This window comes from Flavobacterium cerinum, assembly GCF_024496085.1.
Lineage (GTDB): Bacteria > Bacteroidota > Bacteroidia > Flavobacteriales > Flavobacteriaceae > Flavobacterium > Flavobacterium cerinum_A.
The window spans coordinates 2,499,682-2,517,825 of record NZ_CP101751.1 but is presented as its reverse complement, the minus strand read 5'-3'; the positions used below and the strand labels follow the sequence as shown (position 1 = coordinate 2,517,825).

Genomic DNA, 18,144 nt, shown 5'->3' with positions numbered 1-18,144 from the left:
AGTTTGCAAAGTGGCAGCAGACATGTCCAACATAGTGCGTACCCTCTTACTCTTTATCCATCCCGGATGAAGATCCGCTCGGCCTATAACATCTTTTCCACTTACTATTTCGCTAATCTGTGTAATCAAAGACAAACCAAATTGCCTAAGATCATCTTTCGTTATCTCTCTCTCCATAATACCTCTACACTGATTTGTTAATACTATATTTTACTTTGGCAAAATACCCGCTTCAATTGCTTTCAAACGAAGTAAATCTTGCTTGCCTGATTGTTTTTGAATGACGGTACATATCTAATGTACCCAAACTCGCTAAGGTCTTTTATACATTTCCGATAGGTTGCACCCGCAGAAATCTTCGCAATTTCCATGATCTGGTAGCTAAACACCTGTATGGGGTTATCAAATCCTGACTTTATTCGGAAATCCAGAATTGCAGCATAAATAGCAATATGGGTTATACTTATCCTACCATCATTCTTTATGGATAAAAAAAACTCCGTTAATGGATTAAGTTCATGCATTCCAATCAATTAAACTTTACACTGTTTCTTTTCGGTTTATTCTCTAGCTTTACATCATTGGCCTTGCTGACAATTTTAAGTACATCGTTACTATCTTTTTTGGCGCTAATAGAATTTAGTGTGATCTTCTTTAATGCCTGATCATAAATAACAACACTCTTATTCTTTGGATCAGCTTCGATGTAATACGTTTCCTCCTTACCTTCTCTGGTGAAGGAAATAGATGTCCTCATACCATTTTCCAAGCTATGCTTTATCTTGAATAAACTCAACTCGTCCTTTTCTTTCATCGGCAAATCGGCTAACACTTTATCCAAATCAAAACCATACTTACCTCCGTATTCCCGCATGGCATATTCCCCATTGGCATTCTTATCATTAAAGTCCATTTTCATCCAGTTACCTTCCTTCATTACCGAACGCCCGGATAAGAGGTTATAAGCCTTACTATAATCCAAGGCGTTTTGTTGATCAGCACTAAAAAAATGGCTCTTGTCCTGTTCCGGATTTTTATCATCTTGTAATGAAGCAGTATAGCCCTGAAAATGATAATGCCCTGTTTCATCCTTTGTAAACATAAGCGAATAATTCATCCGCTCATGCTCACTAAAATATCGGGAAGGAATTCCAATACTAAAACTTGAATTATCCGTTTTAATTCTTTGGGCAAGAACATCACCATCTACGGAAAAACCGAAACGCCCGAGTTGTCCCTGTAACTGTTGTATCTGGTTTTTCACGTCTTTTTCATCCCTTCTAGCAATAATTCCCGTCCAGATGACCCTAACTAGCAAACGCCTAAGAAAACGTATAACACGATTTGGATAAAGCCGTTTTTCAAGATTTTTACGCTCCTGGTTTAAAAGTCGAAGCGCATACTGTTCTTCAATACTCTTTGTCCCGGCAAACTTATTTGCAATTTTATCGTAGTAGATAAGCTTATCCCGAAGAATAAGCTTATTAGATGCCACATTAAAACCGAATAGGTCACTGTATCTTTCCTCTCTTTTGCGCCATTCCAGAATTGCATTTTCAATCCTGTTATCCCTTTCTCCATTTCGTTCCATATCAGAATTATTTTTTAAACCGCTCTATTCCTATTTTTTCTCCGCTTTCTGTTTTCGGGAATATCAGGAGCTTCCTCCGTAGCCGTCGATCGTCTATTTCTGTTTACTTCTTTATTTGCATCTTGTTCTGAATTCCCCAGAACATCTTGAGTGTTTGTAGTCTCATTGTTGTTAGTGGAAACACTTTGTTGGCTACCCTGCTTTTCCGAATGTTTTGCCCCCTTGTTTCTACCGATGGCCTCTTTTCGTTCATCATAAAAATTAATTGACTTAAACTGTGGATTGGCTGACACGTAACGCTTTTCTTCTACCTCACCTTTGATATAGGTGACAGCAGCCATATTGCCCCTTTTAATGGAATCCACTAATTCCTCTTTCATGCCTTCACTTTCCAACTCCTTAATTGGATGTTTATCGAGTACTTTTTCAATATCGAAACCGTACTTATCACTAAATTGCTTTTGCTTAAAATTACCCGAGGCATCGGTCTGTTTGAAATCCAGTCCAACCCAGGCATTATATTCTTCCCCATCTTTGGTACTGAGCTTCTTATACACTGACCTGCCTTCCATCATATTGTAAGCTTCTCTTAGTGATATATTGCTACCTTTGTTGATGTAAAAAGTCTGATTGGTACTTTCCTGCGATCCTTCTTTTTGAAGGTTTACCTGATACGAATTAAAAAAGTACATATCACTCGTTTTGGATTTACTGAAATTCAGGTTCACTGAAACACTATCTTTTCCAAACTCCCTGCTATAGTTCAAAGCAAATTTTTCCGCACCCAAATCGATCGCCTCTTTTAAGGGCATCGCCAATTCTTCACCAAACCCAGTGAACTTTACCTGATCTTGCAGATAATCTAAATTACTTTCATTCATAACTTTACTTTTTTGCTTTCTTTGATAATTCAATTTCCCTTATCCATCATCGTTTGCCGCTCATTAATCCAGTGGCCAGGCATTAACGACCTTTTTATTTTTGAGTATTATTTCCAAATGGCGTCCACCATTTTTCTCCATCATCTGTACTGTGAGAAACTTGCTATCAGGGATCGTAAACTTTGGTACTGCAAAAACCATAATCTCCTGAGACTGCGAATTGATTTTTTGGACTTCATTGTGCACATATACTGGCAAAACTTCCATCTCCTGGGAAGCCGTCCTTTCCGCTTTCTTTTGATCTCTTATAAAAAATCGCAATTGCTCAACATCGTAGCTGATATTGGATCGGTTCTGAACCTTTATTCGCAGGTACATAATATCCGAATGAATAAATACACCCGTGAGATCAAGTGCCATGTTATACTTGGTATCCCTCATCCCGGAACTACGTTGCCTTGCGTGAATGGCATACTCCGAATACTTTTTAACTTCCGCTTCATTTAAGGCCTCCGGGGATAGACTGATCGTATTTGGCCTATGACCACTTAGCAACGAAACATTTAATTGTGCAGGTTCTTTGGAGTACACTACAATCAAGGAGGTCAGCTTACCGTCCGCAGTAACTACCGAAAGATTTGTTTCCGCAAAGCCTTGCTTTCCTGCTTTTACCTGTAAGATATTTTCCGCGCCCATTGCCTTTTGCGCCAGTACATCCTTACTACCACGATCAACGCTCACAATAGCATGGGGCAATATGACATTGGTTGTCTTGTTGTAGGCCGCTTCTATTCGATGCGGTAAAATTTCATTTGTTTTGTTTCTCTGACCGTAAGCTTGAAGGCTACCTAAAATGAAAATGAACAATCCCATCATCATCACTATTCTTCTTTCCGTATTCATCTTTCTAAGGTTTTGGTTACTATTAATTTGTCAAACTTTGTTTCTGCTTTTCATCCCTAAGCAGCAGTTGGTAGCCGGCCTTAACTTTAACCTTTACCAATTTCACTTTCTTGCTCAATAATCCCTTGGCCGCTTCTATCCCAGCCCCGGCAGCCTGCATTTCCCATGACGGATCGAGCGAGGTCATTCCTATGTTTTGCAATGACCTATCGGCCGATTGCTTGGCAATGTCTCTTGTTATCGCACCGGGAATATAGATACCATCCATTCCATCCAGATCATATACGTTAAGCTCAACCGGAAATAATGAATTTCCAAATCGGATATTATCGATCTTGATTCCCAATCTTTCGCCGGTAAGTGAGGCTACCCCAAAGAGAAAAGTCCCCTTTGGAATGGTTATGTTGTTTACCATAACATCACCGGAAAGCCTTAATTTTACAGTTGACCCGTTGACCAAAGTCTGGTTTTCATGTACTACGGCACTGATGGCATTCTGTTCGATAACCGAGGTATTTTCTTCCAGTGAAAAGAAAGAATTTCCAATTTCCTTGACTGACTTTCCGTTCTCCAGAACCGATACCGTATTTTCCTTTTTCGGTTTGACCACCGGATAGACCTGCCCCTTTTTCATCTGGGAACTCTGCTTTAATTTTTCCTGCATACGGTCAGGGTGTTGGATATCCAATATGCGCTCTAACATCCCATTCAACTGCTGCATTTCCTTATCTTCTCCCGATGGTTGGCTCATCATTTTCATCATCTGTTCCAGACGATCAACATCACCGGTATTAATGGTGCCGTTTTGAGAACCGCCCGATTGATAACCCTGATAGGAATTTTCATTACTATAGGATGGCGGCCTGTTCATTTCCCTATTCAGCTCGGCAAGTTTTTGATAAATCTTTTGCTCATTTGGATTGTTGTAGCCCCTACCATTGACTGACATATTCATATTCCCGTTATAATGCTGCAACATATCATAACCAAGATCTGATCCGGCAAAATCTCTTCCGCCCTGCATGTAGTTGGGGTCATTTTTGAGTAGTTCCTGAAACTTGACAGAATCCTGTTTTGCTTTATCATAGTACCCCATTTTGTCTAAGATCTTATCTTCCTTAACATTGGCATCGGGCAGTTTTAGGTTAAAGCCGACCTGCGCCTTTCCATTCCTTTCGGCCGCTTCGGTCTTTCCTCCACCCAATGCCCAAAAGAACACTGTCATAAATGGGATAACCATCACCGGCAACACTAGTAAAAACTTGCGGTGCTTAATCATTTTTACTGTTTTTTCCTTCTTCTCCATTTCCTTCTCTTTTTAATTGTTTAACATTTATACTGTCCAAACTCGGAACTGCATTCAGATAAGGCTCTCCGGTACTGGTTGCCTGTTCCGGTAATTTAATTCGGTTCATCTTAACCTTTTCTATGCTATCTCCGGTAAATGCCCTTACAATAATTACCACATAATAAATTGATCCAAAACCGACAAAAATCACGGTCAGCACAATCAAGTTTGCTCTTGACATTTCTCCCGTTGCCAGTTCCATCCATTTGACCCACCATTTTCGAACATAGCTATAACCACGACCAACAATGATTAGGGGACTTTGCCCTTTATCCCTCTCTTTACCTTTTCCAAAAATCCCCATCCTACTGCTTCCTTGTTTCAGTTTTCAAATCCCTGTTTTCAATAGTAGACCATTTTTCGATCAAAAATCCATGCGGATTGTTGTCGCTCCTACCCACACTTCTTAAAAATCCTTCGGTAATAAGGCTTCTTTCGGTTACACTTGTTGGTCTGATAATCTTTTGCAGCCCATAAAACCGGAACCGATAGGGGTAATCCGCTACATCTACCGATACACTGTCTACCGATATAGTCTGGTTGACGTTCCCGGAGATAAGAGCAGAATAATACCCCGTTTCCTTCAGATCATCATAAACTCGTTTTACAGTTCCGTCCGCCAAATACAATGCTTTACTGATATTAGCCTGAATCGATTTATCATCCGGATCAAGGGTAAAAAACAAGGAATGGAATGTTTTTACGTGATCCCTGGCCTCTACCGGTATATTATCGCGACGATCTCCTGCAAAAGCTTCCAATGCTTTTCCATTAGCTAGTATGTATATCCTTTCCTGCATTCTATCTACAAGATTTGCGCTTCTATAGATTGCAAAACAGGTGATAAGTGTACAAACGCAGATCACTATTATCGTAAAAGTTCGTACGTGCCGGAAAGCCATATCGATATTCTTCATCTTACTGAACATAAACTTTGTTTTATTTACCTTTTAATTTATCTCCCATGTATCCTGAGCCGTTTCCCTCGTTGAAATATGGCGAAGATGAGCCATAACTCGCCATATCGTTCTGCATCCTGTTCACGGCATTACCAAGGCCATCGGCAACCATACCCGCAGCCTGCTGACCGGTACTAACCGTCGATCTTGATGAATTATTGAACATCGAAGTGATTTTTTGGGTAAGCGCACTTCCACCGGCATGCACGATATAATTTGCTACCGTTGGTACTGTGAAATAGCCGACAATTCCGATGATCATAAAGATCAGATACCCCATATCGGTTCTGCTAAAGAAGGTATCTCCTTCCTGCGCGATCTGACTGATATCGACTTTGAGCATATTTTCCTGTATCTTACCAATAATACTACCGAATATATTGGCTACCGGAAGCCATAGAAAAACGTTGATATATCTTGCCAACCAGACCGTAAGGGTATGCTGAAATCCGTCGAAAACTGCCAGACCAAAGACAATCGGCCCAAGTATGGCCAAAACTACCAACTGAAACGTTCGAAGTGTATCGATGCAAAGAGCGGCCGCTTCAAAAAGGACACGCAGTACTTCAGACATCCATTCCTTTACCGAGTTGCGGAACTTGTACATCTGTTTGTCCATAGAGAATTCCAGATCAATTGCCAAACCTTCCAGCAAACCTTCATTCTGACCTGAGAGTTCAGGATAAGTGTACTTAACCCATTTATCGCGATCTCCAGAACCAGTCTCTCCTACATACATTTTCCATTTGTCCGTAGTTTTGATCGCCCGCTCCTTCTCCAATAACAAGGTCGCAATTGCCCTATTAGATCCGTCCATCATCGCAGCGGTTCCCGTCACGGTTGGCTTCATTACACCATTTATGATTGCAAGCACACTTGGAAAAATTGCAATGCATAAACCGATAGCAAACGGTCTGAAAAGCGGATAAAAATCGATAGGTTCCGCATTGGCCAAGTGTCTCCAAACTCGCGCTGCGATATACCACAAAGCTGCAAAACCGGCCAATCCCTGTCCAACACCTATCAACTGGCTACACAATGGTATCATATCATCGTATAGTTGTTCCAATACGCTGTGCAAACTACCGATCTCACTAGCTACACCAGCACCATAACTGCTTACCGGCACCACTAAAAATAGTATCACCATGACAGTCCAAATCCTTTTCTCCATATCCCCTTAATTATTTAATCCGTAAACCTTTTTTATACTTTCGGCATCTTTTCTCTCTTTGGCACGTTGCAATGAAAGAACCGATGTATTCTGATTGAATTGCCGAAGAAAATTGAGTTTCCCTTCCATATCACTGAAAATTGCATCAATTCCCTTCAATCTTTCGTCATCACTCATCCTGAGATTACCGGCAGTAATAATTGTGGTCAGCTCATCAAGGTTCCGAAGACTTTCCTTAAACAGATTATCATACACCTTCCCCAGATAGCCAATCTCCCTTACCGTAAAATTTCCATCAGCCCTAAACCGGTTGTATGCCCTGTTATATTCCTGTACCAACATAATTTGGAAATTCACAATATCACCTACCTTCCGGTAATTGCGAACAGTTGGGCTGACCTGCATCAATCCATCAAGAAAAACCTTATGGATATTGAAGTTCCCTTGCGAAATCCCCTTAATGGTGTTATAACCTCCCGAAAGCACCTGATACCCTTTTTTCATATCACTAAGTATTTGCTTAAACTGGGCTAATTTTTCAATATTCAGCGCCAATTGTGCGCTCTCAGCTACCTGAGCCTGTGTCTTAACCAAACCGGTTAAAAACAGGCATAACATCCAAAATATCCTTTCCATATCCTTATTGGTTTATGCCATGCAGGGCACGGCTGTTTTGAACATCTTTGCTTTGTTTTGATCTGGCCAGAAGCAATACTTTATTTTCACTGGTAAAACTTTTATAAAAACCATAATGCGACTGCATATGGGTAAACAACTGATCTATCCTATTGATTCGCTGTTCATCAGTCATCTCCAATCTAAAATCGCTTACTACTGCAATAAGTTCGACCAGCGTATTTTCGCACTCCGAAATCAAGCGGGAATAAGTTTCCGTTACATACTGGCGTTCAACCGGCAAAAACACATCCGTTTGGTAGATACTGGTCCGTACCTGCTGATAGCCGTTGACAATTCGCAACTGTAGTTCAATAATTCCTGTTACCTTTTGATAGTTCCTGATTCGGGGATTTACGACTTTTAATGAGGTAAAATAATCCTGATGCAGATTGAATTCTCCCTTGGATAAATCCCCTATCGTATTGAGCCCATCTTTAGCAATCTTATACCCCTGACGTGCATAATTGATGTAAACCTGAAGAGCAATAATTTGCTGCTTCAGATACTTCTTTTGGGTGGAATTCTGATTGAACCATTCGCCCCAGGTCTGTGCCCGTAGCCCCGAACCGGACAATAACACAGTTACCATTAAAAACATTAATCTTTTCATACGCCTATCTATTAAATTTCCGTACCACCTTCTTTTTATCCTCAATAGCCATCGCCATGATTTCTTTAAAGGGAGGTAATAAAGCTGCTGTTTCTCCCTTTAAATTTATTTCCTTCATCTTAGCCCCATCTCGCGAGTTCCGGTTGATCTGCATTTGTGTGATATTGAAAGCATGTCCATTGTACTTTACCTTCATGTAAGCTTCCGTGTAGGGTTTATCTTCGCCATTATATTCCAAGTAGGTTCTAAGGGAAATTTCATTGACCAATCCTTTTTCCAGTCCCAATAGGGAAGCTTCCAGATATCTATTGACACTATCTCTAAGGCTTCCATTAAATCCTCCATTGGTTTGAAATGCCGATACATCATATCCCTTGTCTTTGAGTTTTTCTATTAGCATCTCCAATCCTCTTTGTATATTTCTCATCTTCTTTATTCTAATCCATATAGCCTTTTAACCTGATCTTTTTCTGCCAAGGTCTTACTACGCTGAAGACTCAGAAGGGTATTCTGTTGGTTGAATGCACGCAGATCGTTATAGTTTTCATCTACTTTTTCCGCTGCCGCATTGATAATTTCCAATCGCTTGGCATCACTCATTGTTGTGGTAAAAGATTGAACTACCATCGTGATCTGATTGATATTTTTAAGAGACTCTTCCAAAATGCCGGTATAGACCTGCCCCATATAAGCCACTTCGCTTAACGTGAAATTATCATCCTGATTAAGTAAGCCCCATACACGGTTATACTCCTGAACCATCCTAACCTGCTTTTGCATGATCTCCCTGATCCTTTGGTAATAGCTGATAACACTTTTCACTTTATGCAGCTCTTCATAATAGACCGCATATTGCTGTTTTTGCTTTTCCGTCCAATCGGCAATTTCCCTAAGCTTTAATTTGGAAAGCGTATTTTCGATGGTCTTCTGCGCATTCTGCAACCAGATTACTTTGTTCTGCTGCCTCTGTATTTTAAGGTCGATCGCTTTTATAGCCCTTACCACAGCAGAACCAAACAGTCCAAAAAGACCTGGCGCGGCGTAAGCCGGTTGAACCGGTACAATTGTCGTGGTGATTATCACAGCAACCAGCCACATACTGATAAACTTTTTCATAATTATTGATTTTGATCGTTATTTCTTATTTCATCTGCCATAGCACGAATGCCCTTTGCCAGATCACCCCCAAATTTTTCGGCATGCTGAAATAGCTTCACCTTTTCGCTTTGCTCGGTGGTATAGGCCAAATACTCCTCCAGACTAACTTCAGTCCGATATACTTTGGATAATACACCGCCAAGGGAAATGAAAACTTCCTTGTATTTTTTAGTGGGATCGTTGGCTTTATTGACCGATAATACCAGAGCCTTTTCCTTTTCGGTCAGCCCAAGAAGTTCCTGGATCTGGTCGAACTTATTCTGGTATTTGCTTTGATCAAGCAAAATTTTACAGTCGCTATTATTGATGATAGCCTGTTTAACAACCGGTGAGGAAATAATGTCCTCCACTTCCTGCGTCACCACTATTGCTTCGCCAAAGAATTTCCGGACTGTTTTAAAAAGATACTTGATGTACTCAGCAAATCCATCCTTCATCAACGCTTTCCAAGCCTCCTCTATCAAGATCATCTTGCGGATGCCCTTCATCTTTCTCATTTTGTTGATGAAAACTTCTGTCACGATGATCGTTACGATTCCAAAAAGTATGGGATGATCTTTGATATTGTCCAGTTCAAACACTATAAAACGCTCCTGTAAAAGATCAAGGTTTTCAGTTGCATTAAGCAGATAGTCAAACTCCCCACCACGATAGTATGGTCGTAGTACATACAGGAAATTATCAATATCGAAATCCTTTTCCTTTACCTTATCACCGGTAAGTACTTCCCGGTATTGGTCACGTAAAAACTCATAATAGGTATCAAAGCAAGGAAAAACGTCACTATTACTTTCCAAATGTGCGTAGTAGCCACCAATTGCGTTAGAAAGGGCAACATACTCCGATCTTTTAAATTGTTCGTCATCTTTCTTCCAAAGAGCAAGCAATAAAGTTTTAATGCTTTCCTTTTTCTCAGTATCCAAACTGTCACCTTCTCCGATATAAAAGGGGTTGAACCGAATAGGGTTTTCTTCACTATACGTAAAGTAATAGCCCTTTACCATATCACACAAACCCTTATAACTGTGACCAACATCCACCAAAACCACATGCGTCCCTTGCTCGTAATAGCTTCTCACCATGTGGTTGGTGAAAAAACTTTTTCCCGATCCACTCGGTCCCAAAATAAACTTGTTTCGGTTGGTGCAAATACCCATTTTCATGGGTTCGTCCGAAATATCTACATGAACCGGCTTACCGGTAAGACGATCACCGAGCCGGATGCCCATCGGGCTTAACGAACTGCGGTAGCCGGATTCCAGATTTAAAAAGCATGTAGCCTGCTCGGCAAAAATGTCGAAGGTATCGTTCATCGGAAAATCAGCGGCATTTCCGGGAATACCTGCCCAAAAGATTTGTGGCGCTCCAACGGTTTCCTGTTTGGCCACGGCGTCCATTTGAGCAAGTGCTGAAGAAACCAAGTTCTTTAAATCCTTTAACTTTTCCTGCTCATCCGTCCATACCAGCACATTAAAGTGCGCCTTTACCGGTAAGCGCTGCTGACTGATAGCCTCATTTAGAAAATCGTTCGTAGCATCCCTGGCAATGGCATTCTCCCGGCTATAGGCCGATAAGGACTGCAAGCGCAGTCGCTTACTTTCCAGTTTCTGAAGTGTTTTCTGACCATCATCTATAAAAACAAACTGGTTGTAGATATGATTACAAGACAACAATTGCCCCAAGGTACTGGCAAAGCCAACACTGAATTTGGTTCTATCGGTACTATAACGATCATAGTTGATCCGGCTACCGCATAATGGCGGAAGATCAACAGCATCACCAAGGGTATATAGCTGGCAGTTTTGATCCCCAACCTTTAGACCGTCACTAAAATCGAGATCTTTTATATAGCGGTTTTCAGAAAGTGTACAATATCGCTCAACGATTCCAACATCACTTTTACTGCTTATGATCTGCGCCCTTTTTAACCGCAAGAGCTTAACAAATCCACTATCCTGCAAGATATGTGCAAACTGTCCGCAGGCATCCAAAAAATCCTGTAATGGTGAGAGCTTTAACGTTTCTTCCGGAACGATGCTCCTTCTTAGCAAATTGGAAAACAAAGAACTACTGCTTTTCCTTCCCTTGGGCTTCTTTGTTAAGAATACATAACAGCTATGATCCAAAAAAGGACGCTCGTTAAAGAAACGCTCACTTGATCTCGAGAGAAAACTGGTGTCTTCCCTTGTAAAGTCTGCTTTATATTTACTATCGATAAACCAATCCTGTTTATGTAATACAGTGAATTTGGGCAACACCTTCATCGCTTTGATCCACGCCTGATGAAAGGCTTCATAATCACTATCAGACATAGTAAATATCTCCGGAAGCTCCACTTTGTAAGCTACAGTAATATCTCCCTGTTTCGAAAGGATGCAGTCATGTTCAACATCCATAATCGGTAAAATCTCCTCCAACATCTTCTCCATCACACATTCTTTTACCTTGTTACTCAATTCCCTTATATGTTCAAATTCCCTTACCTTTCCTGCTGTTTTTTTTAATTGCTTCCCCTTCGGAGGGTTTTGCAGACATTATCCCTATCAACCTTCGTATTTCAGCCCGTGAGACCGGCACAACCTTAGCTACAATCTTTTGGGTTAGCGGATGGATCGCTGCGAACTTCCGCTCATCAAGGCCATTTTCCCGTGCCACACCTACCGGATCAAGGGTCAGTCCTCCCGGAATATTCAATACCACCAGGTTTGCCACAGAATACGGTTCTTCCAATTTGTATTCAATTACATTTCTATTTCGGGTATCATAGATCAGAAAGTTATTATCTCCATAAAAACCCCTCTTTCTTTCGGAGATTCTTATTGGCTCCACTTCTATTTTATCCTTAGCCCTTAACACCCTTTCCCTCCAATCTATAACATAGATCTGGCCGGGAAACTCAATCTCTGGCAATATGCCCTTTTGTCGTTTTCTAAATAATTCTTCCTGCTGCTCATCCAATTCCATTTTTACCTCCGCTGTTAAACATAAAAACCTTTCTGCTCCTGCATACAACCGTTTTTGGCAGCTGCTTACGTGCCAGTTCTTTCATCAATCCGTATTCGCCATATTTACTGCTCATCCTATATATTTGCAAGACCAATAATGTCCCGGAACCCCCAATTACCACAAGGCAGACAAGCGTCGGCAATCCTATGATATACATTATCGAGTACAGGATCAAAAGCCCTACGATCCCACCACCGAGATACCAGATATACTGTGCTTTCAACCCCTTAAATTCTATCGATTGGTTAATCCCTTTATTGATTTTATACACACTACTTCCCATCTCACCTTGATTTAAAACCGCACTCTTTGTCCTATGCGTTGCTGTTGCTGACCAGTCACGACATTCATTACCTGCGCCTTTTGCGCATGTTGTTCCGTTTTGTCGGTCTCAACTACCATAGCTTCCTCAACGATACCGTTTTCTGCCAGACGTTTACGATTGATATTTATCGCTATCTCTCTTTCGATATTGCTGAGCTCCATTTTCAAGGTTTGCAACTCATTGTCCTGCAAGAACGCACGCGAGCATAGCTGCTTTAACTTGGGTATCTCCTCTTCATATTTTCTTAGTTCGCGTTCATACTTGGAACTAAGGTTTTCTACTCTATCAATAGCGTTAAGAAAATGCCGCGCAGCGATCTTGTCATTATCGACATTGGGATGCCCTTGATTATAGGTGTACTTAATACCATCACTCCCCCGTTGGGCAAAAAAGTTAACCGTAAAAGCCTCTCTGACATTATCGGCGAAGAAATCCTCCTGCCTTCTGATGTAAAGATCAAATCCATATAGTGATCCTATCTTTTGAACATCCGGATCACCAGTTTTTGGCTTCCAGTTTTTGTACAGATCAATCACATGAGCTCCAATTATTTCGGCATCATTTGTTTTCAATCCCACCATTTGGATAAGGTTCGCCTTGCTTCCGTCCTTTTCAAACTGTAACTGCTTTTGATAGAACACCAAATCTGCTGAAAGCTTCTCATAAGTTTCAATATCCTTACCTTGTTCCTTTGTAAGACTTTCTAAACTGGTTCTATGCCGGCTGAGTTCACGAAAATGCGAAGTCTTTAATCCTTCTAAAACCGCCACCTTCTTTTCCAATTTGGTTTTCTCAAGCAGCGAGGTGTCCCCTGAGAGAATTGCTATATATTCGGAGAAGTTCATTCCGCTTTTCTCATCCATAGCCCCTTCATCGATAGTGCGCACGCTCAGCTCACAGTTTTTCATCTGTGATATAAAAGTCTGTTTGTTCTTCAAAAGATTGAACTTATAATTATCAAGGCTTTTTTCTGTAGCATAGATAAAGTTCCTCACCTTGTTGTTGTAGAAATCCCTGGCTATAATATTTCCTTGTCTTGCTCCGCGTCCATTGCGCTGATCCAATTCCGATGGCTTCCACGGGATATCCAAATGATGCATCGCCACTATTCGCCTTTGAACGTTCAGCCCTGTACCGGCCTTTTCGGTACTACCGATCAGCACACGGATATCCCCATCGTTCATTTTCCTGAACAGGTTCTTTTTCTTTGAACCATCCCAATCTGAATCGTGGATAAAGGTTATCTCATGTGCGGGAATATCGAAGTCCCGTAACAATTTATCCTTTAGCTCATCATAGACATTAAATTGCCCGGGCTTTGGCGTACCGATATCACAGAATACAATCTGGGTTCCTTTATGTACGGTACTTTCTCTATAAATCTCCGCAATATTACGTGCCGCGGTATTTATCTTATTATTGGGATGGTCACTATAAAGATCTTCATCGATAAGCCTCATATCAACGGCCATTTTCTTTGCACAGTTTGTGGCCAGAAGCATTCTGCCCTTATCTTCGGAATCGCTAAGTGCTCCACGACCGATCAACGTACCATCACCGGTACGGGCAAACTCCATCAGTCTTACGATAAAATCATCCTGTTCCGGAGTTGGCTTGATATTGACCAGTACCTCGTCAATCTCCGGTCTATCAAGATTGATATGCTTTGCGGTCTTGTAATCTGTAATCTCATTATAGAACATAGCCAGTTCCGGAACCTTAATAAAATGCCTGAAACGTTCCTTGGCCACAATCTCATTGGTTACGCTAAATTCAAAGTCTGTCGTTTTCTTGGCATAAACTGCCGCCCATGCATCAAAATTTTCGATCCCCAAGCGTCGCATCTCTCTCGGACGCTGCAACTTGAATATCAGGTACATTTCAGTTAAACTATTTGAAATAGGAGTCCCCGAAAGCAAGGTAGCGCACAGGTCCGAATTATACATCTTTTGAAACTGTCGTACAGAAAACAACATATTTAATGCCTTTTGGCTGCCTTCCATATTACCGATACCCGCAACCCTGTTGTGCCGGGTGGTGAATGTCAGGTTTTTAAACTTATGGCTTTCATCGACCAATGCGTGATCCACTCCCATAGTCTTTAAATCAATACCCTCGTCTTTTTTGCTCATTATACGATCCTGTACCTCCTTAAGCTTAATTGCCTGGTTTTTCTTTCGTATCTCCAACCCCTTCAGCATTTTCTTGGAAATATCACCACCAATACTCTTGACTGTATCAAGATCCCGCTCAATATTATCCAGCTCATTCTCCAAAATTTCCATTTGGATTTCCAGACTTTGAGGAATCTTTCCAAATTGGTCATGGGTCATGATAACACAATCCCAATTATTGTTCTTGATTTCATGGAACAGTCTTACCCGATTTTTCGGCTCGAAATCGCCATCGCTCGGATATAGAATCCTTGCTTTTGGATAGGCTTTTCTATAGGTTTCCGCAATATCTCCAACATTGGCCTTCAGTGCGGCAATAACCGGTTTCTGAACGATGCCCAATCGTTTCATCTCCTGACTGGCAACGATCATAGTTAGCGTTTTACCAAGTCCCACTTCATGGTCAATAAGTCCTCCACGGTTTTGCATAATACGCCATACAGCATCTTTTTGTGAACTGTACAGATCATCAATTCCCAACGCTTTTCTGTCAAGTCCCGGAAAATTGAGATGGCTTCCGTCGTATTCCCTTAGCACATAGCAGTTGTAGGTGTCGTTATACAGATCTTCCAGTTCCTTTTTCTTTTCATCGGGAAGTTCACCAAGCCAACTGATAAAATTGTTCCTTATCTGCTCGACTTTCTGGTGTGCAATCTGTATGGCATCATTATCAGGCAACCTAACAGTTCCATCAATGGTTTTCACCTCATAGGTAAAAAAAGGTGCCGTGTTCTCAAGGGCATGCTCCAAAAGTGTGTAGCCGTACATTGTCCTGCCGCTCTTAGGAAAAATAGCGTACTCCCGGTCAACCTTGGTATTATGACCGACCTCAACCTTGAAGCAGTCCATAGACTGAAAAAAGTAGACTTTAGTTTTCGCATCAAAAAGCTCATCGGCAAATTGGCTATAATATGCTTCCGGTATCCATCGTTCACCAAGATTAAAATCCAAAAGGTCGAAGGGTATTCGTTCCGGCTGGATCGCTTCAATAGCTTCCAGACTTCTTTGATAGTGAATATTATCCGCTTGTAACTTTGCGGCTTCTCTGGCCTCATGAAGTTTTTCCAGAACATTACCGCTTAGATACTTATCCCTTGTTTCCCATACATTACCATTTGGATTCAGGTAGATATGCTGCTCCAAAGCCAAAACCACCCCTTCTTCGCTAAGCCCCATTGCCGTTCTTATAAAGTCTAAATCGACTTTTCCGGTATCATTAAGACTACGGGCAAGAGCTTCTACAGGATCATCGGTTCTAAACTGCTCTTCAATTTTAACGATTGATTGGGTTAGAATATCTGACTTTACAAACTTTTCTCCTTCCCGACGTTCCAATGAGGAAAGTACAGTATGTCCCATTGCCCTGTCTTCCAGGATACGTTTACGATTAGCAGGAAGATTAAGCTGACCATAATTGGCAACAAAACTTTCATAAGTCTCATTAGTCTTGGCACGGAACAGATCATCTACAATCTCTCCCGAAAGCTCCCGCTCACTAAGGGCAAAATAATTATCTCTTAATAATATGTAATGCAGATAAAAATCCCTGTTCCCCACCAAATGAAGGTCTTTGAAATTAGCCCTGTTGTGATCCTGATTGACATTTTCCAAAATACCAATGTTTCCTGCGGAACTGACCAGTATGCCATCTTGGTAAAACGGTTTAATTGGAGTAAAAAAAAACGATGCCGGATTCTGTTGTACGGCAAAAAAATGCTCTAAAGACCTATCCCCTTCATATATATAGGAATGCTCAAATTTGGCAAGCTGCAAGGAAAGACTGCGCATCTCATGGTTCACCAATCCGCCAACCATCCAGTTGGCCGAGAAATTATTCAACTCTTTAACGTTTGAGTACAACTTGAAAAGATACCTCCCCTTGTTATCTTTAGCAGCAATCAAAACGGCTGCCTCATGACTACGATTATCTGTTGTCCTTAAAGTCGAAATCAATCTGGCCGACTGTTTATCGACTACAGTTTCATCCAAAACATTAATGTACGCGGATGCCCTGTTAATGTTATCCGCCGGAACCATATCAAATAATCCCAACTGTCCTACAAATTGATTATTGCCGTTCTCCGGCATCGGTAGATAGGTGAATTTCCCTCGGGATTCCTTTACCTCAACTTTAGGAATCTTATCAAGGGATGCCTTAAATCTATCTAAACCTTCCCATCTTAAAAAGCCAAGATCCAACACCTCATTCAGTGTCTTTTCTATACTTGCAATATCACCGGACTGGGTAAAGCACATTGAAGTTTTTCCGTACTGGTTACTTCCCTCCTGCATCTGATCACCTACTCTCAATTCTTCCAGGTTTTCGGAAATGAATGCATTTTGATAATAGGAACCGGTAGTACCCTGAACTTTATCACTGACAATAAGCTGCCGCTCTTCTTGTGATAATGCTTCTTTATTACTATTCTTCTGAACGATTAACAAATGGTTAGGTGCTTCGGTATTACCGGTTTCCAACATCAGGTTATCGGGCATTACCGCAAGGGCAACGAAATCAGCCCTTTCAAAGAGGTATTTTCTAACTTCCATATTGGAAGGTGTATTTAAAAAAGCATCCGTTGTGATATAAGCCATCAGCCCACCTTCGGCAAGCTTATCCAAGCCTTTAGCAAAAAAATAGTTGTGAATACGACCAGTGAGATCACTATTTCGGATTTGCGGATCATACACCTTAAAATTTCCAAAAGGAATATTACTTACCACCAGATCATAGGTGCCGTTGTCATTAGCCGGTGCCTCTTCTACTCCACAGACATGTGTCTGACTTTCGACACCGTGATGGAAATTGATAGCGCCCAAAATCTTACCGGTGAGCAGATCCTTTTCAACTGCTGTTATATGCTCAAGATTCGGAAAAGCTTTTATCGCCCCATCCACAAATATACCCGATCCCGCAGATGGATCGTAAATCCTCTTTGGACGAACCTCATTTTGGTGCATCACCTCAAATAGTACACGGGGAACTACTTCAGGGGTATAAAAAGCTGTCAAAACACTTTCCTTTAACGAGTTGACAATATTCCGGTACTCCGTTTCATCAAATTGTTCCCTTAGAAGATTATGCAGCTCACAGATCTGATCAAAATATTTGAGGTCATTCTGTGTTGCGCCAAGTACATTCCATTCTTCCTTTGTTGTCGGTGGATACAGGATTACCTTTATCCCACCAAAACCCGCGTACTTACGCAGTTGTTCAATATCCTCCCCTGTTAAAGTTCTTTGCCCATCCCAAGCTAAAGCAATTTTGATGGCGGTGATATTACCCGCCAGCTTCTTTGATATATTGTAAGCCATCTTCCCCCCATTTTTCTTTCTA

15 protein-coding genes are annotated in these 18,144 nt (G+C 41.2%); all 15 read right to left on the bottom strand.

What is annotated here, in order from left to right:
- Positions 1–529 precede the first annotated feature (529 nt).
- Positions 530–1,591 (bottom strand): hypothetical protein, encoded by a 1,062-nt coding sequence (locus NOX80_RS11250; RefSeq protein WP_256549879.1) that lies wholly within the window; start codon positions 1,589–1,591, stop codon positions 530–532.
- Between the two features lie 14 nt (positions 1,592–1,605).
- The gene (locus NOX80_RS11245; protein ID WP_256549878.1) at positions 1,606–2,472 is read right to left on the bottom strand and encodes a hypothetical protein; all 867 of its coding nucleotides are present in this window, start codon (positions 2,470–2,472) and stop codon (positions 1,606–1,608) included.
- Positions 2,473–2,535: 63 nt separating this feature from the next.
- On the bottom strand, positions 2,536–3,375 hold the full coding sequence (traN, locus tag NOX80_RS11240; RefSeq protein ID WP_256549877.1) for a conjugative transposon protein TraN: 840 nt from the start codon (positions 3,373–3,375) through the stop codon (positions 2,536–2,538).
- Between the two features lie 22 nt (positions 3,376–3,397).
- Positions 3,398–4,654 (bottom strand): conjugative transposon protein TraM, encoded by a 1,257-nt coding sequence (traM, locus tag NOX80_RS11235; RefSeq protein ID WP_256553006.1) that lies wholly within the window; start codon positions 4,652–4,654, stop codon positions 3,398–3,400.
- Positions 4,647–5,027, bottom strand: a complete 381-nt coding sequence (locus NOX80_RS11230; protein WP_256549876.1) for a hypothetical protein — start codon at positions 5,025–5,027, stop codon at positions 4,647–4,649. Before NOX80_RS11230 ends, traM begins: the two co-directional genes overlap by 8 nt.
- A 1-nt stretch (position 5,028) precedes the next feature.
- Positions 5,029–5,640 (bottom strand): conjugative transposon protein TraK, encoded by a 612-nt coding sequence (traK, locus tag NOX80_RS11225; RefSeq protein WP_256549875.1) that lies wholly within the window; start codon positions 5,638–5,640, stop codon positions 5,029–5,031.
- Positions 5,641–5,662: 22 nt separating this feature from the next.
- Entirely contained in the window at positions 5,663–6,832 is a 1,170-nt protein-coding gene (gene traJ, locus NOX80_RS11220) for a conjugative transposon protein TraJ (protein ID WP_256549874.1), read from the bottom strand.
- 30 nt (positions 6,833–6,862) lie between these two features.
- Positions 6,863–7,492 (bottom strand): TerB family tellurite resistance protein, encoded by a 630-nt coding sequence (locus NOX80_RS11215; protein ID WP_256549873.1) that lies wholly within the window; start codon positions 7,490–7,492, stop codon positions 6,863–6,865.
- Positions 7,493–7,496: 4 nt separating this feature from the next.
- Entirely contained in the window at positions 7,497–8,144 is a 648-nt protein-coding gene (locus NOX80_RS11210) for a hypothetical protein (RefSeq protein WP_256549872.1), read from the bottom strand.
- Positions 8,145–8,148: 4 nt separating this feature from the next.
- A complete protein-coding gene (locus tag NOX80_RS11205; RefSeq protein WP_256549871.1) occupies positions 8,149–8,550 on the bottom strand; it encodes a hypothetical protein in 402 nt (133 codons plus the stop codon).
- Between the two features lie 26 nt (positions 8,551–8,576).
- Complete coding sequence (locus tag NOX80_RS11200) at positions 8,577–9,260, bottom strand: conjugal transfer protein TraI (RefSeq protein WP_256549870.1); 684 nt, start codon at positions 9,258–9,260, stop codon at positions 8,577–8,579.
- Positions 9,261–9,262: 2 nt separating this feature from the next.
- On the bottom strand, positions 9,263–11,731 hold the full coding sequence (locus NOX80_RS11195; RefSeq protein ID WP_256549869.1) for a TraG family conjugative transposon ATPase: 2,469 nt from the start codon (positions 11,729–11,731) through the stop codon (positions 9,263–9,265).
- Between the two features lie 40 nt (positions 11,732–11,771).
- A complete protein-coding gene (locus NOX80_RS11190) occupies positions 11,772–12,266 on the bottom strand; it encodes a hypothetical protein (RefSeq protein WP_256549868.1) in 495 nt (164 codons plus the stop codon).
- Complete coding sequence (locus NOX80_RS11185) at positions 12,253–12,591, bottom strand: DUF4133 domain-containing protein (protein WP_256549867.1); 339 nt, start codon at positions 12,589–12,591, stop codon at positions 12,253–12,255. The genes NOX80_RS11190 and NOX80_RS11185 overlap by 14 nt, the downstream gene beginning before the upstream one ends.
- 11 nt (positions 12,592–12,602) lie before the next feature.
- Positions 12,603–18,122, bottom strand: a complete 5,520-nt coding sequence (locus tag NOX80_RS11180; protein ID WP_256549866.1) for a helicase-related protein — start codon at positions 18,120–18,122, stop codon at positions 12,603–12,605.
- Positions 18,123–18,144: the final 22 nt, after the last annotated feature.